The 21,422-nt window shown below is 60.3% G+C and carries 19 protein-coding genes and 1 pseudogene; 11 read left to right on the top strand and 9 right to left on the bottom strand.

Features of this window, described 5'->3' with window-relative positions:
* Nucleotides 1-27: 27 nt before the first annotated feature.
* The 4 genes from VGR99_RS39410 (at nucleotide 28) to VGR99_RS39395 (ending at nucleotide 4,054) form a co-directional block, all read left to right on the top strand.
* A complete protein-coding gene (locus VGR99_RS39410; protein WP_326905340.1) occupies nucleotides 28-870 on the top strand; it encodes an enoyl-CoA hydratase/isomerase family protein in 843 nt (280 codons plus the stop codon).
* Between the two features lies 1 nt (nucleotide 871).
* Nucleotides 872-2,098, top strand: a complete 1,227-nt coding sequence (locus VGR99_RS39405; RefSeq protein WP_326905339.1) for a CaiB/BaiF CoA-transferase family protein — start codon at nucleotides 872-874, stop codon at nucleotides 2,096-2,098.
* A 172-nt stretch (nucleotides 2,099-2,270) separates the two neighbouring features.
* Nucleotides 2,271-3,257, top strand: a complete 987-nt coding sequence (locus VGR99_RS39400) for a tripartite tricarboxylate transporter substrate binding protein (RefSeq protein ID WP_326905338.1) — start codon at nucleotides 2,271-2,273, stop codon at nucleotides 3,255-3,257.
* A gap of 248 nt (nucleotides 3,258-3,505) precedes the next feature.
* On the top strand, nucleotides 3,506-4,054 hold the full coding sequence (locus VGR99_RS39395; protein WP_326905337.1) for a helix-turn-helix domain-containing protein: 549 nt from the start codon (nucleotides 3,506-3,508) through the stop codon (nucleotides 4,052-4,054).
* On the opposite strand, the gene VGR99_RS39390 is transcribed toward VGR99_RS39395, so the two are convergent.
* The 4 genes from VGR99_RS39390 to VGR99_RS39375 are packed head-to-tail and all read right to left on the bottom strand — an operon-like array spanning nucleotide 4,034 to nucleotide 8,492.
* The gene (locus VGR99_RS39390; RefSeq protein WP_326905336.1) at nucleotides 4,034-4,888 is read right to left on the bottom strand and encodes a xanthine dehydrogenase family protein subunit M; all 855 of its coding nucleotides are present in this window, start codon (nucleotides 4,886-4,888) and stop codon (nucleotides 4,034-4,036) included. The genes VGR99_RS39395 and VGR99_RS39390 overlap by 21 nt on opposite strands.
* Complete coding sequence (locus tag VGR99_RS39385) at nucleotides 4,885-7,257, bottom strand: xanthine dehydrogenase family protein molybdopterin-binding subunit (RefSeq protein ID WP_326905335.1); 2,373 nt, start codon at nucleotides 7,255-7,257, stop codon at nucleotides 4,885-4,887. Before VGR99_RS39385 ends, VGR99_RS39390 begins: the two co-directional genes overlap by 4 nt.
* A complete protein-coding gene (locus VGR99_RS39380) occupies nucleotides 7,254-7,745 on the bottom strand; it encodes a (2Fe-2S)-binding protein (RefSeq protein WP_326905334.1) in 492 nt (163 codons plus the stop codon). The genes VGR99_RS39385 and VGR99_RS39380 overlap by 4 nt, the downstream gene beginning before the upstream one ends.
* Nucleotides 7,746-7,754: 9 nt before the next feature.
* Nucleotides 7,755-8,492, bottom strand: coding sequence for a hypothetical protein (locus VGR99_RS39375; RefSeq protein ID WP_326905333.1), 738 nt, complete (start codon nucleotides 8,490-8,492; stop codon nucleotides 7,755-7,757).
* 108 nt (nucleotides 8,493-8,600) lie between these two features.
* Here VGR99_RS39375 and VGR99_RS39370 point away from each other — a divergent pair, with 108 nt between their 5' ends.
* Nucleotides 8,601-9,101, top strand: coding sequence for a helix-turn-helix domain-containing protein (locus tag VGR99_RS39370; protein WP_326905332.1), 501 nt, complete (start codon nucleotides 8,601-8,603; stop codon nucleotides 9,099-9,101).
* Here VGR99_RS39370 and VGR99_RS39365 read toward each other — a convergent pair.
* Complete coding sequence (locus VGR99_RS39365; RefSeq protein ID WP_326905331.1) at nucleotides 9,072-9,659, bottom strand: hypothetical protein; 588 nt, start codon at nucleotides 9,657-9,659, stop codon at nucleotides 9,072-9,074. The genes VGR99_RS39370 and VGR99_RS39365 overlap by 30 nt on opposite strands.
* Before the next feature lie 478 nt (nucleotides 9,660-10,137).
* Between VGR99_RS39365 and VGR99_RS39360 the strand changes: the two genes are divergently transcribed.
* From VGR99_RS39360 to VGR99_RS39340, 5 genes are all read left to right on the top strand, one after another.
* Entirely contained in the window at nucleotides 10,138-11,169 is a 1,032-nt protein-coding gene (locus VGR99_RS39360) for an alpha/beta hydrolase (protein ID WP_326905330.1), read from the top strand.
* A 573-nt stretch (nucleotides 11,170-11,742) separates the two neighbouring features.
* Nucleotides 11,743-12,870: a Re/Si-specific NAD(P)(+) transhydrogenase subunit alpha gene (locus tag VGR99_RS39355; protein ID WP_326905329.1), complete on the top strand. Its 1,128-nt coding sequence runs from the start codon at nucleotides 11,743-11,745 to the stop codon at nucleotides 12,868-12,870.
* 11 nt (nucleotides 12,871-12,881) lie between these two features.
* On the top strand, nucleotides 12,882-13,199 hold the full coding sequence (locus VGR99_RS39350) for a proton-translocating transhydrogenase family protein (RefSeq protein WP_326905328.1): 318 nt from the start codon (nucleotides 12,882-12,884) through the stop codon (nucleotides 13,197-13,199).
* Between the two features lie 39 nt (nucleotides 13,200-13,238).
* Nucleotides 13,239-14,639 (top strand): NAD(P)(+) transhydrogenase (Re/Si-specific) subunit beta, encoded by a 1,401-nt coding sequence (locus VGR99_RS39345; protein WP_326905327.1) that lies wholly within the window; start codon nucleotides 13,239-13,241, stop codon nucleotides 14,637-14,639.
* 159 nt (nucleotides 14,640-14,798) lie between these two features.
* Entirely contained in the window at nucleotides 14,799-16,595 is a 1,797-nt protein-coding gene (locus VGR99_RS39340; RefSeq protein ID WP_326905326.1) for an acyl-CoA dehydrogenase, read from the top strand.
* A 294-nt stretch (nucleotides 16,596-16,889) separates the two neighbouring features.
* Here VGR99_RS39340 and VGR99_RS39335 read toward each other — a convergent pair.
* The 4 genes and pseudogenes from VGR99_RS39335 to VGR99_RS39320 form a co-directional block, all read right to left on the bottom strand.
* A pseudogene (locus VGR99_RS39335) lies at nucleotides 16,890-17,291 on the bottom strand (ISNCY family transposase); the annotation flags it as partial.
* Between the two features lie 222 nt (nucleotides 17,292-17,513).
* Nucleotides 17,514-17,795: a WGR domain-containing protein gene (locus VGR99_RS39330; RefSeq protein WP_326905325.1), complete on the bottom strand. Its 282-nt coding sequence runs from the start codon at nucleotides 17,793-17,795 to the stop codon at nucleotides 17,514-17,516.
* Between the two features lie 212 nt (nucleotides 17,796-18,007).
* Nucleotides 18,008-18,928: a nucleotidyl transferase AbiEii/AbiGii toxin family protein gene (locus VGR99_RS39325; protein WP_326905324.1), complete on the bottom strand. Its 921-nt coding sequence runs from the start codon at nucleotides 18,926-18,928 to the stop codon at nucleotides 18,008-18,010.
* Nucleotides 18,915-19,712, bottom strand: a complete 798-nt coding sequence (locus VGR99_RS39320; RefSeq protein ID WP_326905323.1) for a type IV toxin-antitoxin system AbiEi family antitoxin domain-containing protein — start codon at nucleotides 19,710-19,712, stop codon at nucleotides 18,915-18,917. The genes VGR99_RS39325 and VGR99_RS39320 overlap by 14 nt, the downstream gene beginning before the upstream one ends.
* Nucleotides 19,713-19,994: 282 nt before the next feature.
* Here VGR99_RS39320 and VGR99_RS39315 point away from each other — a divergent pair, with 282 nt between their 5' ends.
* A complete protein-coding gene (locus VGR99_RS39315; RefSeq protein ID WP_326905322.1) occupies nucleotides 19,995-21,302 on the top strand; it encodes a DUF2130 domain-containing protein in 1,308 nt (435 codons plus the stop codon).
* The last annotated feature ends 120 nt before the right edge of the window (nucleotides 21,303-21,422 follow it).

The following is a 21,422-nucleotide window of genomic DNA, read 5'->3' as shown; positions in this document are numbered from 1 at the left end:
AGCCGTCGTGTATCTTGGTATTCAGTCATGATCGATGCGGCCGCTAGAGCCGTCGGAAAACAGGAGGAAGTCGTGTCCGAGGATGCATTGGTAACGCGCGAGCAGTGCGGCAACATCTCTGTCCTGACGATGGTTTATCGGCCGTACAACCTGCTCGGCCCGAAGCTCATCAACGCAATCGTTGAGCAGGTGGAGGCTGCGCAGCAGGCGGGCAGCCGGGCCATCGTCATCCGCAGTGGCTTACGGCATTTTTCCGCCGGGGCTGACCTTGATATCTTCGATAAGAGGGCAGAAGCGGGCAGCACGGATCAGGCCAGTGAAAATCGGCGTTTGAACGGCGTCGAATTCCTGCGCTTCATGGAGCTGTTGCCAATTCCGTTGATCGCCAGTGTTCATGGTGTTTGCCTGGGGGGCGGGCTCGAACTTGCGCTGTCCTGCGACTACATCATCGCGGCCTCCTCGGCGAAGATCGGCTCGGTCGAAGCGACGCTCGGGTTACATCCGTTGCTGGGTGGGATTCAACGGCAAGTGCAGCGGATCGGCGCGCAGCGCGCCAAGGAAATGTCCATGCTGGGGCGGCGCTACGATGCTCCGACCCTGGAAAAATGGGGATTGATCAACCTCACGGTCCCAGAGGAGTCGCTGGAGACAGCCACGATGTCAATCGCAGAAGAGTTTGCGCAGGGGCCGACCGTGGCGCACGCGGCGACCAAGCAGCTCGCGCATATCACGGTGAATGAGGGGGTTGCGGCCGCCGATGAGGCGATGGCAAGAGTTCAGGCGCCGATTTGGGCGTCGGAAGATCTGAAGTCCGGTCTGGCCTCGTTCCGCAAGAACGGACCCGGCCTGGCCAAATTCGCGGGGCGCTGACATGAGTGGCCCGTTGAGCGGAATCCGTGTGGTTGATTTTTCCCGAGTGCTCGCCGGTCCGCTGTGCGCCCGGACTTTGCAGGACCTTGGAGCCGAGGTCATCAAGATCGAACCGCCAAGTCCGGACGTCTCGCGCTTTGCATTTCCATCGACCGACGGGATGTCCGGCTACTATGCGCAGCAGAATGCCGGCAAACGCAATGTCAGCATCAATCTGAACCTCCCTGGCGCCTATGAGCTGGCATTGAAGCTCTGCGATACGGCAGACGTGATCGTGGAGAATTTCCGGGCGGGGACGTTAGGATTCTTCGGTCTGGACTACGAGACGTTGTCCAAGCGAAACCCGCGTCTAATCTATGCGTCCATCACCGGCTACGGGCAGGGCGGTCCATGGCGGAGCCGAATGGCCTATGCACCAACTGTGCAGGCCGAGGCCGGATTCACCGAAAACAGCGTGCGTCACTATGGCAGCGCACTCACTGAGCCGCGCACAGACAGCTTGTCGCACGCCGATGTCTATGCCGGCCTTCAGGCCGTCATCGCGATTCTCGCGGCGCTCAACAGCCGGCAGAACTCCGGGCATGGGCAATATATCGATGTTGCGATGGCGGCAACACTGCTCGCCGTCAACGAACGCGCCCATGTCGACCTGTCGGACGACGATATCGGGGCTGAGCCTGCGGTGCTCGGTGCCACTGACTGCTCGTTCTTCACGGGACCGCAAGGCGAGCACTTCACGGTGGCTACGAGCATCATCGGCAGCAGGACTTTCCCGTCGTGGCTACGCGCGATGCGTCGCGTCGACCTTCTGGACGATCCGCGTTTCGCCACCGCGGCAGCGCGGCATCTGCATTTCGGGGTGCTGCACCAGATCATCCAGTCCTGGATCTTGACCTTCCCGGACATGGCGACACTCGACGCCCAGTTTGATGAGGCCAAGATCGCTATGGGTGAGATCCGGTCGATCAAAGAGCTCACCGCATCGGAATGGAGCGATTACTGGGGCGCGGTACAACATGTTCCTGACCGCAGTGGCGGCGAATATCGCCTTCCGGGCCGGCCGTGGCGGTTCTCGGGAGACGAATTGACACCCATCGGAGCACCTGCATTCCAGGGCGAGCACAACAAGGCGGTGTTCGGGGAGCTCGGCATCAGCGAAGCCGAATTGAAACGCCTCAGCGATGCCGGCGTTCTCGTGTCGCACCCGCGGGCCGCACTCTCTTCGTAAGCGTCGGTCCGTCGAGCAGGATGAGCGGGCTGCGTCAGCCAATTGCAAAGTCTGCTGCAGCTTTGAGACGCCGGACGATCGTTTCGACCGATCGAGGCTTGGACTAGCAGGTTCTTGATGGACCCGAGTCCTCTGAGGTTGCGAGAGGCCAGGAAAGAAAGGTCAGATGCCAATGCGATTGCTGAACATTTCTTGCATATTGTGCCAGACATTGCTCCTGCTGTTGACGGCGGAGCCCACAATCGCACAGAGCTACCCCGCGAAGCCCCTCACCATAAAAGTGGCATTTCCAGCCGGCGGTCCAGCCGACGTGGCGGTGCGCGCTGCCAACGTGGTGCTGGAGCGATATCTCGGCAAACCGATCATCACGGAGAACGTCCCCGGGGCGAACGGTTCGATTGCAGTCACCGCCGTGCTGAAGGCCTCGTCGGACGGTTATACGCTCCTCGGTACGACAGGCTCGGATTTCATCACGGCACCTGCCACGATTCCATCGGCGAAATACGAACCCGAGAAGTTCAAGCTGATCGGAATCGTCGGCGATTCTGATTTCGTCCTGTTGTCGAGCAGAGCCCACGCGTTCAAGACGGTCGATGAGCTGATCGACTACGCGCTGAAACCGGGCAACAAGGAATTGACGCTTGCCCATTGGGGCGCCGGATCTTCGCCGCAGGTCGTCGGAGCCGACTTCCAGAGCCGAACTGGGACGAAATTCCTGGAGGTGCCGTACAAAGGCGTGGCGCCGGTGATCGCGGACATGTTGGGCGGACACATCGACCTCGCCTTTGTGCCGATTGGCGGCGGAACGCTCAGTCTCATTCAGACCGGAGAGGTCAACGCGATCGCCATCGCCAGTGCGGAGCGCAATCCGATGCTGCCGACCGTCCCGACTCTCGGCGAGAGTGCAAAAGTCGGTAGATTCGAGTACAGCATCTGGGCGGCGTTATTCGCGCCGCCGGATACTCCCGACGAGGTCGTCGCGCGCTTGAATGATGCGATGAACGTCTGGAGTGCGAGTGACGAGAACCTCGAGAGGATCAAGGCAAACGCGTCGCGAAGTGTCGCGCCCATGGACGTTTCCCGCGCAATGACATTCTTCAAGAGTGAGCGTCAGAAGTATTTGACGGTCCTTGGATCGCTTTCCGTCAAGCCACAGTAAGGGATCGACAGCCCGCTACTGGACGTCTCACCGAGCCGCCGAAGGTCCCGGAGGCGGTCCCGATGGCGGTAGCACCCAGCGGCATCCCCCTCGGGATATCGCACGTTCCAAGGACGATGGCCCGAGGCCACCGGATCCCTGCGCGAGCCGTTTTGACCTCGCACCGAGGTAAGCGCCGATAGTAACGCTGGACAAGCACGAATTCAGCCTCAATATGATAGAGGCAGGTCTCGGAGCAGAAGAGTGTTATGTCCGGTGTTAAGCAAAGTCGTCTCGCAAACAAAGAATGCTCCATGGCCCGCGCTATGGAGATCGTGGGCGATCGCTGGTCGATCCTGATCCTGCGCGAAGCGTATTATGGAGTGAAGCGCTTCGACGAATTCGAATACTACGTCGGCGTTGCTCCCAACATCTTGAGCTCTCGCCTGAAGAAATTCGTCGATGCCGGTATCATGACCCGCGTGCCGCTCCCTGAACATGCTGGACGATTCGAGTACGTCCTGACCGAGAAAGGACGTGATTTCTTCCCGGCCTATCTGGCGCTGAAGAAATGGGGGGACGCGTGGCTGGCGGAGCCCGCCGGGCCCCAGGTCGTATTCCGTGAGCGCGCTGCGGCGCGCCCGATCGATATTCCGGAACTACGGACAAGCAGCGGCAAGCCATTGCGCCTCGAGGACGTCGAGATCGTTGCAGGCTCAGGTGCAGTCGCGTTCAATCGCAAGCGATTTGGCGACGTTGCTGCGGATCGCGTGACGGCTGGGACGAAGTCTCCCGCTTCACGAAGAAAGCGCAAGTAGCGCTCGCTTAAGCTCCACTTGGATCAGATTCGCGCGATAATCCGCCGAAGCGTACCGGTCCGAGAGGCACTTCGTCGCTTGACTGAGCAGTCTTGCCGCCTGGTCTATGTTCTCCTGCGAAAGCGTCTTTCCGATCAGGAAATCGCCGGCGTCCTCGCCGGCGAATGCGTGATTCGCCGCGCCGGTGACACCGACGGTGGCGTCGGTTACCAGGTTTTGCGTTAAGCGGATGGCGATGGCAATTCCCACGACCGCAAAGCCGCTCGCCGGGTGCCGGATCTTGCGGTAGACGCAGCGCGTGCCTGACTTTGGCTGCGGGATATGGATGCCGGTGAGAATTTCGTCCGGTTCCAGCACCGTCGAAAAGATGTCTACGAAGAAGTCGCAGGCGGGTACTCTTCGGAAGCCCTTCGAACCTGCGATTTCGAACTCTGCCTGCAGCGCCAGCATTACCGCGGGCCAGTCGGCCGCGGGATCGGCATTGGCGAGCGAGCCGCCGACCGTTCCGCGGTTGCGCACCTGGGGATCGGCGATGAGGCCGGCCGCTTGGCGAAAGAGCGGCAGGTCCTTGTTCAAGGGCTCCGAAGCAAAGAGCTCGGCATGAGTCGTCAGCGCGCCGATCCTGATGCCGCCATCGCTGATTTCGATGCCCTTGAGCTCAGCGAGGCCGCCGATATCGATGAGGAGCGCGGGCGAGGCCAGTCGCAGCTTCAGCGATGGCAGCAGCGTATGACCACCGGCCAGAAGCTTCGCCCCGTCGGGATCGTCGCGCAGCAGACCGATCGCATGGGCGAGCGAAGTTGCACGGACATAATCGAAGGCTGCGGGGATCATTGATCTGCTCTCGTGCGTGCTTCTTGTAGCGCCGCCCAGATTCGAGGCGGTGTCAGCGGCATGTCGAGATGCGTGATCCCGAATGGCGACAAGGCATCCAGCACGGCATGGACCATGCAGGGTGGAGCGGCAATAGAACCGCTCTCGCCGATACCCTTGACGCCGATCGGATTGGTCGGCGAGGGCGTTTCTTGAAACAGCGAGCGGATGTTCGGCACATGCTCGGCGCGCGGAACTGCGTAGTCGAGCAGCGAGCCGGTCAGAAGCTGCCCATTGTCGGGATCGTAGCTGACCTCTTCGTAGAGCGCCTGGGCGATGCCCTGCACGACACCGCCGTGGATTTGGCCGGCTGCGAGGCGAGGGTTGATCAGCGTCCCCACGTCGTCGACGGCGACATAGTCGAGGATATCAACAATCCCGGTCTCCGGATCGACCTGAACATAGGCGAGATGGACGCCGGAAGGCGAACCCATGCCGGTCGGGTCGTAGAACACCGTTTCATCGAGTCCTGGCTCCAGCCCGGTCGGAAGCTTGTGGCCCACATAGGCCATACGGGCGACTTTCGAGAACGTCACCGGCGCAATATCCGTCCCGGGCACGTTGAATGCGCCCGCCGAATAGGAAATATCCTTTTCGTCGACTTCCAGCATGCCGGCCGCGATCTTCTTGGCCTTCGCGACGATACGCTGCGAGGATACGTGGACGCTTGATCCGCCGACCGCCATCGAGCGCGAATTGAAAGTGCCGTGGCCCGCCTGAACCTGGCGGGTGTCACCTTGCACGATGTCGATATCTTCAATCGGAATTTGCAGCACGTCTGCGGCGATCTGCGATAGCGAGGTGATGTGGCCCTGTCCCTGGCTCATCGAGCCCGAATAGATCGTGGCTCGCCCGCTGGAGTCGATGCTGACGCGCGCGCTTTCCCAGCCGCCGCGGTCAAATCCGCTCATGGCAAGCCGGCGAGATGGCGCCATTCCGCACATATGCGTATAGGCGGCGACGCCAACGCCGCGATAGATGCCGCTGCCGCGCAGGGCCTCGCATTCGCTGCGGCGCCGGTCATAGCCGAAAGCCGCGAGCGCCTTGTCGAGCAGTCCCTGGTAGTTGCCGCTGTCATACATCACGCCCACGCTGCCGTACGGCCGATAGGGAAAATCCGCCGGTTGAACGAAATTCTTCTCCCGCACTTCGACCTGATCGAGCTTGAGATGGCGCGCCACCGCATCGATCGCGCGCTCGGCGATGTAGGCGCCTTCGGGGCGGCCGTAGCCGCGATAGGCATCGACCGGAACGGTGTTGGTGACGACGACGCGGGAGATCGCTTCATAATTGTCGATCTTGTAGGTGCCGGTGCCGAAGTTGACCGTGTTCACGGTTGGACCACCGCTCGCCATGTTCGAGAGATAGGCGCCGACATTGCCCAGCGTCTCGACCTTCAGGCCCAGGATCTTGCCGTCGTTCCTCAGCGCTATCTCGATATTTTCCGTATGGGCACGCCCATGGCTGGTCGATTGATGGCTTTCGGAGCGGCTTTCCCACCATTTGACCGGTGCGCCAAGCTCGCGTGCAAGATAGGGGCAGAGCAGGTCTTCGGGATACAGATGCATCTTGGCGCCGAAGCCGCCGCCGATGTCAGGCGCGACCACCCGCAATTGATGTTCGGGAATGCCGACGGTTTCCGCGATCCAGCGCCGGTGCATATGGGGAACTTGACTGCCGATATAGACCGTCAGCGTGCCATCCGGCTCCGGCGCGGCAACAATCGCGCGCGTTTCCATGCAGGTCGGGATCAAGCGGTTGTTGACGAGGCGCAGTCCGATGACGTGATCGGCCTCGCGATGGGCCTTCTGGTAGTCGCCGCCGCGCACCTTGTAGATCGTCGTGACGTTGCCGGGTACATTGTCGTGGAGCTGCGGCGCGCCATCGCGGATGGCGACTTCTTCGTCGGTCACGGCCGGCAGCACCGCGTAATCGACATTGATCAGGCCGATGGCGTCATAGGCCTCAGCCAGCGTTTCAGCCACCACCAGAGCCACGCACTCGCCGACAAAGCGAACGCGATCGATTGCGATCACGGGACGAATTGGCACCTTGCTGCCGGGAATGATCCAGTTTGGCATGATGGGGCCGATCTTGCCGTCGAGCGCCTGGCCGGACAGAGCTAGGCGCACACCGGGTGCACTCCTGGCGGCCGACAGATCGACGCTTCCGATCTTGGCATGGGCATGGGGGGATCGCAGGACTGCCATGTGCAGCATGTCGGGCAATTTGACATCGTCGACGTAGCGCCCCTTGCCGGCGAGGAGCTTGAAATCCTCTCGCCGCCTGAGCGGTTGACCGACATGGCGGACCGCGGTCGTCTCGTTCATGACTGTTCGCCTTTCGATGCCAGGCTTTCAACGGCGCGGACGATGTTGTGATATCCGGTGCAGCGGCAGATATTGCCGGCAAGACCGTGGCGGATCTCGTGATCGCTCGGATCGGGTTGATCCTTCAGCAGCTGGCGCACGCTCATCACCATGCCCGGCGTGCAGAAACCGCATTGCAGCGCATGATGCTCGTGAAACGCCGCCTGAACCGGGTCGAGCTCGGCGCCTGGGCTGGTCAGGCCTTCGATCGTCGTGATCGACGCACCCTCTGCCGAGACGGCCAGCACGGTACAGGACTTGACCGCACGTCCATCGATCTCCACGGTGCAGGCGCCGCATTGTGAGGTATCGCAGCCGACATGCGTGCCGGTGAGGCCGAGGTCCTCCCGGATCAGATGGACGAGCAATCTTCGTGCTTCCACGGCGACCGTCTTGCGGGCCCCGTTGATTTCGAACGTCACCGTGTGGCGCTTTTCACCCGCGGACATGACACCTCCTCACGAGAACCTCATGTTGCTGATGTCGATGGCCACGACGGCTCCGTCCTGGATCGGAGTCCCATCGATGTTTCGGAGATAGGCGCGGCGTCTGGTCGGAATCATGATCCCTTCGAAGTCGCGATAGTCGGACGGATAGTGCGCGCTGGGAACGCCGCCGCTGATGTCCGCCGAATAGTCGAGCCTCGCAATCAGGCCGCGGTCATCGATGTAGAAGACCTGCTCGGGGGAATGCGTGGCGACTGACTCTGGAAACGAGACTTTCAGCCGGCGCCAGGTTTGATGCCCTTCGACCCAAGGGCCGATCTCTTCGGCTGCAAAGCCCGGTCGCGCGAAGATGAAGGGCGTGTTGAGGTAGTTCCACATCGCGTAGCCGCTGAAGTAGGCGAGGTGGAGGTCGTCCCAAGGCGTTGCCGGTTTATGGCTCGCAAATGCGCTGCGCGGATTGGTCCGCTGCTTCAGGCGCTTGCCATCCAAGGTCTCGATCGCAACCAGGTCGGGACAATAGAAGCTGCGCAGGCCCTCGGCCGTGAAGGGCTCGTAGTTGAGCTGCTGCTCCGTGATCTCGGCGGTGACGCGAACGTTCTTCAGCGCGTCGGGCCATCCCTTCCGCGCCCAAAGGGCGCCGACGATCGACATATCCGCCTCAATTTTTCGGAATCGCTTCCATCGCGCAACGCCATGAGCCTCCAGAACCAGATCGCGCAGGTCGACCACGGACGTTCCCTTCGGTTTCATATTCAGTTACTCTAATTATTGTAGTGACTAAAAGGCAAGCCCTTTTGAAGATTTGCGCGGATAATCGAATTACTCTAATAATCAGAGTGATTTGCGGGGATTGATACGATGCGGTCGAAGAGCTTTGAGGGGATGGCGTGCTCGATTGCCGGCGTGCTCGACGCCGTCGGCGACCGCTGGGCCATGTTGATTCTGCGCGACCTCTCGCTGGGCCTGAGCAAATATGAGGAGCTGAGAAAGTCCACCGGGGTCACGCATGCGACGTTGTCGGACCGGCTCGGACATCTGGAAGAAAGCGAGTTGATCGAGCGTCGGCAGTACCAGACGGGCCCTGACCGCTACGAATACGTCCTCACGCGAAAGGGATGGGACGTCGTCCTAGTGATTCAGGCGCTGGCGCAGATCGGCGACAAATGGGCCGTCGCGGGTGACGCGGGGCCGCCGCTCAAGTTCATCAACAAGAACAGCGGACGTCCGGTGAAGGTCGCGTTGGTTGACGACAAATCAGGTGAGGTGGTCCGCTTGCGAGATGTCCGGCCGCAGGCCGGCCCAGGAGCCGACCATCTCGTGCGGTGGCGACTATCCAAGTTCGGCCAGCGACGGTGTTGAGCTATCGCTGAACAGGCGCCGGCTAGCAAAAGAGTCAATTAGCCACAACATCTCACGCGCCCTTGCAGCATGGCGAGAAGGCCCAACACGGCTTTTAATCGAACTCGGCGCTGGCGCGCGAACTTGCCGCGGTCGGCCCTGCGTGCCAAGTCGAGATAGGGCACTTCTTGGGCTAATAGCAGCTCGCGCATGCGCGGCATCTAGGGTCTTCCGCATACCCGGGCGAGCGCGGCGTGGAAACCGCCATGCGCTACCGTCGAAGCCGACGAGAACCCGCCGTTGACGGCCACGATCGGTGTAGCCCCAAGCCGGCGATACGTCGCTACCACCACCGCCTACCAGGCGAGATCGCCATTGGTGATGGAGCGGCGCAGATACTTGGTCTCGCTCTCGATCCGCATGTCGGTGAGATCGCCCAGTAGCGGATACCGGCGCCACGCGAAAACCGCGCTGCAGAATCGCCGAGACCAGCCCCTCGGCCGTCAGCCGCGCTTGAGCCTCGCGGATCGCCCCGGTATTGACGGCCAAAGCCAATCCGAGCTCGCTGATCTTCAGCATCGCCCGGGGCTGATAGAGGCCGGAGCTGTTCGTAGCAACCCGCAAGGCAGACATGGGGCATCTGTTGCGGCCTTCGTCATGCTCGAAGAGCTGCCACCAGTCATCGCGCTCGTGCGCGCTCCTGCTTTTCCAGGTCCCTGACTGCCCTTAAAGCCCTGCCCGAAAGAGGAGGGCTTCTCAAATCTCCCAATCAACTTTCCATGCAAAGCCAGGCAATACTTCGAAAGTCATGAGAGCTGAGATCGAAGTTAAGCGAGCCTTGCAGAACTTCCTAGCCGTAGTTGGAAGAGCATCACCTGTAGACACCAGGCGGAATATCGCTGTTCAGGTCCGGCCCTCAGCTATTCATACATGAAGAATGCCTGATTAAACATTCGATAGTGGAGTCGCCCGTCAAAGCTTAACTTCGGCCAATTTCACGTCGTAAGAATGGCCGTTGCCTACGTCCGAAAGGCTTCAGCTGGAAAGCAGATATCCGATGACGCTTGCCGTCACAGAGAATACCTTTCGCAGTTCGTGCAACACTACTTTCTATCTGGCAAGCGGTCCCGAGGACGGCGTTCCCGTAATCTTTGTCCACGGTTGGCCAGAGCTAGCGCTAAGTTGGCGTCACCAGTTGCCTGTCCTCGGAGCGTTGGGATTCCGGGCAATCGCGCCCGACTTGAGAGGGCACGGCCGATCGGCTTTGTATGAAACGCATGATGCATTCTCCCAACGCGAGATCGTCTCAGATATGGTTGAGCTACTCGACTCGCTCGGACACGAAAAAGCTATCTGGGTCGGGCATGATTGGGGAGCCGCAACGGTTTGGAACGTTGCCAGCCACCATCCGGATCGCTGCTTCGCCGTCGCAAATCTCTGTGTACCTTACGCCACGCTGGAGTATGGGCTGGACGTACTGGCGAAGTTCGTTAATCGAGACATCTATCCAGAGGCTATTTTTCCGCTCGGAAATTGGGAGTACCAACGATTTTACGAAGAGCATTTTGGTAAAGCGACTGCTGCGATGGAGGCGAACGTCGCTGCCACCTTCAAGACGCTGTTTCGAGCAGGTAATCCTCGGGAAAACGGTAAGCCATCCGCTTTGTCGCAAGTTCGTCGCGATGGCGGTTGGTTTGGTGGGACGGGGGCCGCGCCAGATCTCCCTCGCGATGAACGCATCATAAGCGCCGCGGATCTTCACGCTTACACGTCGGCTTTCGAGAGAACAGGCTTCTTCGGCACCAATTCGCTCTACATGAATCATGCCGGAAACGCGGCTTATGCATCAGAAGCGGTCAATGGTGGCTACCTCGACCTGCCGGTCCTCTTTCTACAAGCTGAGTTCGACTACACTTGCGACTGCATCAACACACATTTGACGAGTCCGATGACGGCATTTTGCCGCGACTTGTCAATCCACAGGATTGAGTCAGGTCATTGGATGGCCCAAGAAAAGCCGCTCGAGGTGAATCGACATCTTGTGCGGTGGCTCGCGATGAAAGCTCCTCAGGCATGGCATCTCGGATGATGCCATTAAGTCAGGCTTTTGTCCCATCACGTATCGAGTTGATCTTTTGGCCATCTAGGCATGACTACGTTAGCAGACAGCTCTCATATAGATCGCATCCGCTGCGATGGGCTGGGCAGCTTGCGAGGTTGCGTTGTGAGAGCTTCTCGCGACATGAAGGATCGAAATTGGAATTCTATTGGGCAAAGACCTTTGAGCAAGATGCTCGCATCTGCTGAAGCAGCAACTAGTCGCATTCTCGAATTGTCAGCGAATTGGACTGGACCGCCGTTCAATGAGTTCGAGGCCTCGTCGGCTCAGCCACACTCGCCCTGCAAGCGTGTCCTACCTGTTTCACACTGACTTTGACGTCCGGGGGAACCGAATTTGAACCGCCGGATCCATATTTCAGAAACGGCGATATACGCGTTCGGCCCCCCGACTGTCATCCCGAACAGCGAGAAGCGGTCGGCTGGCGAATAACGTGATCGATAAAAGTGCTCAGTCGAGTCTGAAACGGACTCGCAGGATAGAGAGCCGTTCGCAACTCAAAACAGCTCGGAAATATGACTTATGATCGCAGCTGGGAGCCCCATGAAGATTGCCGTTGCCAAGGAAATCGATCCGTCGGAGCCGCGTGTCGCGGCTTCGCCCGATACGGTGAAGAAGTTCAAGGCGCTCGGCGCCGAGATCGCCGTCGAGCCCGGCGCAGGCATCAAGTCGGGCCTGCCGGATTCCGAATTCACTGCGGTGGGCGCCACCGTCAGCACTGACGCGCTGAAAGATGCCGACATCATCATCAAGGTGAAGCGTCCTGAGGCGTCCGAGCTCAGCCAATACAAGCGCGGCGCGCTTGTCATCGCGATCATGGATCCCTATGGCAACGAGGCCGCGCTCAAGGCGATGGCCGATGCCGGCGTCTCCGCCTTCGCGATGGAGCTGATGCCGCGCATCACGCGCGCGCAGGTGATGGACGTGCTGTCGTCGCAGGCGAACCTCGCCGGCTACCGTGCCGTGATCGAGGGCGCCGAAGCCTTCGGCCGCGCCTTCCCGATGATGATGACGGCGGCCGGCACCGTGCCCGCCGCCAAGGTGTTCGTGATGGGCGTCGGCGTTGCCGGCCTGCAGGCGATCGCGACCGCGCGCCGTCTCGGCGCCGTCGTCACCGCGACCGACGTGCGGCCCGCCACCAAGGAGCAGGTGGAATCGCTCGGTGCAAAGTTCCTCGCGGTCGAGGACGAGGAGTTCAAGAACGCCCAGACCGCCGGCGGTTACGCCAAGGAAATGTCGAGAGAGTATCAGGCCAAGCAGGCCGCGCTCACCGCCGAGCACATCAAGAAACAAGACATCGTCATCACCACCGCGCTGATCCCGGGCCGGCCCGCGCCGAAGCTCGTCTCCGGCGAGATGGTCAAGTCGATGAAGCCGGGGTCGGTGCTGGTCGATCTCGCGGTCGAGCGTGGCGGCAATGTCGAGGGCGCCAAGGCCGGCGAGGTCGTCGAAACAGATGGCATCAAGATCGTCGGCTACACCAATGTCGCCGGCCGCGTCGCGGCCTCGGCCTCAAGCCTCTATGCCCGCAATCTGTTCTCCTTCATCGAGACCATGGTCGACAAGAAAGAGAAGAAGCTCGCCGTTAACTGGGACGACGAACTCGTCAAGGCCACCGCGCTGACCAAGGACGGCGCCGTGATCCACCCGAACTTCCAGCCGAAGGCTTAAGGGGACCCGCCATGGAGCATGCTGCACAAATCGTCGACCCCTTCATCTTCAGGCTGTCGATTTTCGTCCTCGCCGTCTTCGTCGGTTATTTCGTGGTGTGGTCGGTGACACCGGCCCTGCACACGCCGCTGATGAGCGTGACCAACGCGATCTCCTCGGTGATCGTGATCGGCGCGCTGCTCGCCGGCGGCGTCGCCAACGTCTCGAGCGGTTCCGGCTGGGCGCGCGCCTTCGGCTTCGTCGCGCTGATCTTTGCCTGCATCAACATCTTCGGCGGCTTCCTTGTCACCCAGCGCATGCTGGCGATGTACAAGAAGAAGCAGAAGTAAGCGGCCACCTCGGGCTGATGGGATCAATGGGGACCTGAGATGAGCGCTAATCTCTCTGCATTCTTGTATCTCGTGGCGGGGGTGCTGTTCATCCTGTCGCTGCGTGGACTTTCGAGCCCGGCGTCGTCGCGCCAGGGCAATATGTTCGGCATGATCGGCATGGCGATCGCGGTCGCCACCACGCTGGCGAGCCACCCGCCGGCGGACGGCCTGGCCTGGCTGCTCGTCATCGTCGCGATCGCAATTGGCGGCGGCATCGGGGCGGTCGTCGCCCGCCGCGTGCCGATGACCTCGATGCCGGAACTGGTCGCCGCCTTCCACTCGCTGGTCGGCATGGCGGCGGTGCTGGTGGCGGCCGGCGCGTTCTACGCACCCGAGGCCTTCGACATCGGCACCCCCGGCAACATCCATCCACAAAGCCTGGTCGAGATGTCGCTCGGCGTCGCCATCGGCGCGCTGACCTTCACCGGCTCGGTGATCGCATTCCTGAAACTATCGGCCCGCATGAGCGGCGCGCCGATCATCCTGCCGTTCCGCCACATCATCAACATCGCGCTTGCGATCGCGCTCGTCGTCTTCATCGTCGGGCTGGTGATGTCCGGCAGTGCGCTCGATTTCTGGCTGATTGTCATCATCGCGCTGGCGCTCGGCGTGCTCATGATCATCCCGATCGGCGGCGCCGACATGCCGGTCGTGATCTCGATGCTGAATTCCTATTCCGGATGGGCCGCGGCCGGCATCGGCTTCACGCTGGGCAATTCGGCGCTGATCATCACCGGCGCGCTGGTCGGCTCGTCGGGCGCGATCCTGTCCTACATCATGTGCCACGCGATGAACCGGTCCTTCATTTCGGTCATCCTCGGCGGCTTCGGCGGTGACACTGCTGCTGCCGGCGGCGGAGCAGGCGGCGAGCAGAAGCCCGCCAAGCTCGGCTCGGCTGACGATGCCGCCTTCATCATGAAGAACGCCTCCAAGGTCATCATCGTGCCCGGCTACGGCATGGCGGTGGCGCAGGCCCAGCACGCGCTGCGCGAAATGGGCGACATCCTGAAGAAGGAAGGCGTCGAGGTGAAATACGCCATTCACCCGGTCGCCGGCCGCATGCCCGGCCACATGAACGTGCTGCTCGCCGAGGCCAACGTGCCCTATGACGAGGTGTTCGAGCTCGAGGACATCAACTCCGAATTCGCGCAGGCCGACATCGCCTTCGTGATCGGCGCCAACGACGTCACCAATCCGGCGGCGGAAGAGGACAAGACCTCGCCGATCTACGGCATGCCCGTGCTGCAGGTCTGGAAGGCCGGCACCGTGATGTTCATCAAGCGCTCGCTGGCCTCGGGTTACGCCGGTATCGACAATCCATTGTTCTACCGCGACAACACCATGATGCTGCTCGGCGACGCCAAGAAGGTGACCGAGAACATCGTCAAGGCGATGTGAGGGGCGGTCGGCGTCCGCCAGAGCATTTCGAGCGAGGGTGTGACCAACAGTAGGGCACGATCCTTAGCCGGGAAAGACCATCCTTCTGTGCGGGCAGTAACTCCGCGATGCAGATCGCTCGAGGGCTATGTTGTTATACATATCAACTGGGAGACCATAATGTCCGTGATCGTCGACCGCCGCAACCTTGATTTCATCCTATTTGAGCTTCTTGAAATCGAGCGGTTGCTGGGGCACCCGAGGTATGCCGCCTACGATAGGCCTGCTCTGCAAGCGATACTCGATGTTGCCCAGGGAATTGCCGAAGAGAGCTTTCTTCCGATAGCTGCCGAAGTTGATGCGAACGAGCCGCGCTTTGCCGACGGCAAAGTCGTCATGCCTGATGGAACGGCTCAGGCGCTGAGGGCGTTCGCGGAGGCCGGCTTCTTCGCCCTGCCGTTCAACGAGGATATTGGTGGTCTGCAGGCGCCATGGGTGGTCCATACCGCCGTGGGCGGGCTTTTCACCTGCGCCAATACGTCAGTGACGAATTATGCGTTCCTCACAATCGCCGCGGCGAATCTGCTTAACACTTTCGGCTCAAGTGAGCTGAAGCGACAATTCCTGCCCGCAATGCTTGCAGGGCGATGGTTTGCCACCATGTGTTTGTCCGAGCCGCAGGCGGGCTCATCACTTGCCGACATCACGACAGCGGCCATCCCTCGGGACGATGGAGCCTATCGTATTCGCGGGAACAAGATGTGGATTTCGGGTGGCGAGCAGGACATCTCTGAAAACATCGTACACATGCTGCTGGCAAAAATCCCGGGCGGGCCGAGCGGCACCAAAGGCATATCATTGTTCCTGGTGCCGAAGCGGCTTTGCCTGCCAGATGGTTCGGCAGGCCGACATAACAACATCGCTCTGGCCGGCCTCAATCACAAGATGGGGCAACGCGGAACCACCAATTGTCTCCTCAACTTCGGCGAAGACGGAGAATGCCTGGGCTATCTGATCGGCGAGCCCCATCGGGGAATCGAATACATGTTCCACATGATGAACGAGGCACGGATCGGCGTGGGGCATGCTGCGGTCATGTCCGCTCTAGGCGGCTATCTTTACTCGGCGGAATACGCAAGGACGCGCGCGCAGGGGCGACCGATCGGCCAGAAAGATAAGGCGCAGGTGCCGATCATCGAACACGCCGACATCAGGCGGATGCTGATGGCACAAAAGGCGGCGGTCGAAGGCGCCCAGGCGCTATGTCTATACTGCGCTATGCTCATCGATGCCCTGGTCACAGAGGAAGATCTTGAAGAGGCCAAAGCCCATGCGGCGTTGCTCGGGCTGTTAACACCGGTAGTGAAATCGTGGCCAGCAGAACACTGCCTGGAAGCGAATAAGTGGGCCATCCAGGTTCTCGGAGGCTACGGATATACTCGCGATTATCCGGTTGAGCGACTCTATCGGGACAATCGCCTCAATCACATTCACGAAGGAACATTCGGCATACAGGGGATAGATTTGTTGGGTCGTAAGATCGTCGGCGACAGGGGCGAGGCGCTCAACCGGCTGGATCATCTGATGCGTCGTACGGTGGCGGAGGCTCTGCGGGAGGAATGCCTACGAGAAGAAGCGGAGCGGTTAGTCGAGGGGCTTGAGGCTCTAAGCAGCGCCACGCAGGTCTTGCTCAGTTGCGGCGATCCCGATCGACGGCTGGCGAACGCAACCCTGTATCTCGATGGGTTTGGACACGTGGTCATCGGCTGGATGTGGCTGAAACAGGCAATAGTTGCATCGCGCAAGCTTGCCTTAGGCGAGGTGTCCCAACAGGATAGCAATTTCTATGACGGCAAGATCATGGCCTGTCGATATTTTGCCCGATATGAACTTCCACTGGCGCGCGCCCAGCTTGCCCTGTGCGGCTCGCTGGATACTACGTGTCTCGACGCTCCAATCAGCATTTTCGGCGGCTGAGTCTCAGATTGCGCCGGATAGATCTCTTGCGTATCCGGCGCAAAAAGGAGCGGGCGCTCGGAGCGCTGGACTGCCTGCACAGAGTTATGGAATGCAAACCATATAAGTATTGTTTTCGCAGTAAGATCTTTGTTGGAACTAATAGACAAGTCGCCGATCGCGCTCGTTAGAAATGTCACCATAGGAGCCGGCGAGGAGGGCGCACGGACGCGAAGCTGGCCGGGGTTGCGCAGCGGCCGGGCGCCCGGATGAGAGCCCCAGTGCCAGTGACGGCGACTGGTCGATGCGGGAATTTTAGCCGGCTTTGAACAGGCTCGCACCTTGGCCGCGCCGGCGCGGGGCCTTCTGGCTGCGGCTGACGTCGAGCAGCTTCTGCTGCTCGGCGATGTACGCCAGAACCGGTCCCAACCTCTTGTTCTCGACGGTCGCCGCCTGGTCGACCTGTCGGACCTTATCGAATGTCCGGTAGGGCAACGCCCGGCCACTGTGCTTGATCACAAGCCGCCCATCCGGGTAATCCAACACGGTGACGCGCTGGCGGGCGAGGGAGCTCGTGACCTCGTTCGGCTCGAGGATGAACAGCATCTTGTCGTATTGCAGCGTCAAGCTCTGCGATACCGTGCGCTCCTCCTTCCAGGCAAAGGCATCATCGGCGACGTCGAGCAATCGGACACTTGGCGTCTCGTCACGCCCATCAACTACGCCGCTCACCGTCATCACACCAAAACTCCCAAGCCATCATGGCCGGGACAGTGACATCTGTAATGAGGACAGGTGCGACCTTTCTAACGGTGGTCTACACCAAGTATTCGCATAAGATAGATTATGGAATACTTTTGCAATTCTTGAAAGGCTGCCGAAGATGCCTTCGGATTACTTTGATATACTTTCTTCGGTGCTTCGTCCATCCCGGCCATCTCACGCGGGGTCGCACGTTCGATCCATACATGACGAATGCCGCTGGACGTAACCGCGACGGGTTTTGCGTCTGAGCCAGGACTCGAGAGCCTCGACGGCCTGCACTTGACCATCGAACAGATCGAGCCGCCGTCGGCCGCGGCCACCGAGACGGCCCCATTCACGCACCAATGCCGTATCGCCAAACAGCGTCGGCTCGATCGTAAGCACATAGAACCGCGCCATGTTGCGGGCCGGATCGCGGCGCTCGAGCACGAGATATTGCACGGTGAGTTCGGACATGCGCCAGAATCGCAATTGCCGAATCGGCCGTCCAATTAAATAAATGAATCCATCAGAGCCAACGATTCAGAAATTTTATGCAGGCAACGAGACAGCCGAGGTCAGGCTCACGATAGGCGGCCGAGCTGAAGCCACAAGCTGGCGTACTCCGTGGAGATGTCGTCTGAACAGGTTGGCCCGCGCGCGCTCGACGGAGATCCCCTCCTCCGACCTCAGGCATTGCGCAAGACTTCCTCGAATCGCGCAACGAGCTTCGTCCGGTGCGCGACAGGAAGTTTGTCCAGATTGATCTGCTTCCAGCGCACCGCCGGCAGCTCCGCCGCGCCGGGGACGCCCAGCAGGCTCCAATCCGGCTCGCCGCGCTTGAACCCTATGAGGAAATCCTTGTGAACTTGCGGCATTTTTCCCGCGATTTCGGCGATCAGCGTCTCTCGGGTTTCGAGCAATTCGTCCAGGGTTACTGCATCGGCGGTCATGCCTTCGAAGCCGTGCGTGAATTCGTGCTGGATGTCCTTGCGACGAGGAACCACGACTTCGGAGATTGGCCTGTCATGACTGATGAGATAGACGATGAACGCCTTGCGGAGATCGTCCGTGATGCCTTCGTTGGCGAGCAGATCGCGGACATCGAAGAGGTCGCGCGGATGCTGTCGATCGAGCGCCGCGACGAGCTTGCCGGCATATAGATCGGCGAACGAAACGACCTTCATCTGTGCGAAGCCGAACGCGTCTTCGACGCTCGGCGACACGTCGCGCAGCTCCGGCTCGAAGACGCAGCCCCTGATCACTGGCGTGACCTCGATCTTGATTTGCGCGTCGCCTTTCTGGACGGTCAGCTTGGTGACGATTTTTTCACGAGCGTTGACGACTTCCGTCACCCGCGCGCCCGGCAATCCTTTCCTGATGGCCGCTGCCATGCGCTTCATCGCTGCATCGATCGCGGCAAGAGATTCGGGGCGCGGAGCTACCGGCAGATAGGTCAGGTCAATATCGACCGACAGGCGCGGCATGTTCCGGTGGAAGAGATTGATGGCGGTGCCGCCTTTGAGCGCAAAATGGGGCTCCGCCGCGACGAACGGAATCGTCTCGAGCAACAAGGCTACTTGATGCCGATATTTTTCAGACAGGGGCATTGAGGTCGTCTGGGATGGTTATGAGGTATTTGGTGTCGAGTTTGCCGCCCTTGACGAGCATGCGCTTTCCCGTGCCGAGATTGACTTTCGACCTGTCGATCTGTTTGAGCCAGGCGTGCTGATGTCGCTCCGCGAACCAGAAGAACAGTCGTTTGACCTTGACGCTTTTGCAGTCGTTCAGAAGCGTTTGCAGCCGCCGGGGACTCAGGCTCCTCAAGCCTTCCGCCAGTGCATCAACCTGATGGAAGCTTTCGTGGCGGGGCAATTCGTCGAGCAGTTCGAGGAACGCACGTTCGGGCGTCGATACCGTGAGAGGCCAGTCGAATGGTCCCGGTATTTCCCGCGTCGTCCCCGACTTTGATCCGGGTTTGCTCCCGTGCGTTTTGAATAGACTTTGTGTGCGGTGAACGCGGAATTTCTGTTCGAGCGGGAGTTTGCCGAGCCAGCCGGGAGCGGGCTGCGTTCCATATAGATGTACGGTCGAAGGACCCCTCTGGCTCAAGTAGTGGCCGAGGCCTTGCGCTTCGATGGCGGTACGTCCGCCGACGATGAGATCGGAGCCGAGCAGTCGCTGGAGCGAAACGACGACACCCTGCCAGGAGACTTCGCCGAGCGGGCGCTTGAAGGTTCCCCGCGCCGGCTGAACGAGCCAGCCGGCCGATACGTATTGGCTGCGCAGGCTGGTGGAGTATCCATGCCGTTCCATCCAGGCGGCATCGACGAGAAGCCCCTGCGGGAGGGTTCGTTCGAGTTTGTTTAGCTTTCTGTCGTTTTGCTCAGCCATACTAAGTAAATTAGCATGTTTTCAAACCGCACGCGAGGTTTAAGTTACGTCAATTTTCCGCAGTCGGACTAAGTAAAATCACAAAAACACAAACCCATTCGGATTCAAAATTGACGTTTGTTCCTTTTTTGTTCTAATCTGAGCCCTCCGTGCAAGGACATGTCGGTGGAAAACCCGCCGGCCAAGTCGAAATCGACGACGCGTATGTGGACATTGAGCCGAGCGACATCGCAATCGCGCACAGATCATGTTGAATCCGGTTGCAATGATGGAAGGGAATTCATGAGTTTCAAAGCAACCGGCGCTTCGCACGAGGCGACCCTGCATTGCCCCAACTGCAATCACGAGATTCGGCTGACTGAGTCGCTGGCAGCCCCCCTCCTCGCTGAAACCCGTCAGCGCTTTCAACAGCAGCTGGCCAACAAAGATGCCGAGATGGAGCGCAAGACCGAGGCGCTGCGGCTGGAACGCGAGCAGGTAGCGAAGGACCGCGAGCAAATCGAAGGCCAGGTTGCGAAACGATTGACCGCCGAACGTGCCCAGCTGGTCGCGGCCGAGAGCAAGAAGGCGCGGGAGGCGGCCGCGGCCGAGCTGCAGGCGAAGGAAACGGAAGCCGCGGAGCTGCGCACCACCCTGCTTACCAACAACGCAAAGCTTGCCGAGGCCCAAAAGCAGCAAGCCGAACTGATGCGGCAGCAGCGGGCCGTCGAAGAGGAAAAGCGCGAACTCGACCTGACAATAGAGAGGCGCGTGCAGGCCTCAATCAGTGAAATCCAGATCAAGGCCAGGCAGGAAGCCGACGAGGCTGCGCGCCTGCGCGTTGCCGAGAAAGACCAGACCATCGAGTCGATGACGCGCACGATCGAGGAACTTAAGCGAAAGGCCGAACAGGGATCACAGCAATCTCAAGGGGAAGTACTCGAGCTCGAGCTCGAAGAGCTTCTGCGCGGGCGCTTTCCAACCGATTCAATTGAGCCGGTTGGAAAAGGTGAGCTTGGGGCGGACGTTATTCAACAGGTGAATGGTGCTATTGGCCAATCTGCCGGCATCATCCTTTGGGAAACCAAACGCACCAAGGCATGGAGTGACGTGTGGCTCGCCAAATTACGTGACGACCAGCGCCGTTCCGGCGCCGACGTCGCTCTGATCATCTCACATGCGCTGCCGAAACATATCGAGCAATTTGATCTCGTCGACGGCGTATGGGTGGCTCATCCGCGTTGCGCATTGCCGGTCGCCGTGGCGCTCCGCCAGGGTCTGATCGACGTAAGCAGTTCACGCCTCGTTCAGCAGGGCCAGCAGACCAAGATGGAGCAGGTCTATCACTACCTGACAGGCACAAAGTTCCGCCAGCGCGTCGAAGCGGTGGTCGAGAAGTTCAACGACATGCGTGAGGACCTCGACAAGGAGCGCAAGTTCATGGGCCGTCAATGGGCCAAGCGAGAGACGCAGATCCTGGCCGTCGTGGAGTCGACGGTCGGCATGGTCGGCGACCTACAGGCGATCGCCGGCAAAGCCATGCCTGAGATACCGAGCCTCGAATTGCCCCTACTTGAATCCTCGGCTGAGTCCGAACGGAGAGCGAGCTAGTTGGTCGACCCCGATGGGGAACTAAGTCGCTTCCCTCCCCTTTGGAGGCAGCAGGGGGAACGCGACGATGGCGTCGCCGCGATCCTGAGGGGCCCGACCGCCAGCGCACAGGCGGCATGG

The organism is Bradyrhizobium sp. (genome assembly GCF_035935975.1).
Lineage (GTDB): Bacteria > Pseudomonadota > Alphaproteobacteria > Rhizobiales > Xanthobacteraceae > Bradyrhizobium.
This window is presented reverse-complemented; position numbering and strand designations above follow the sequence as displayed.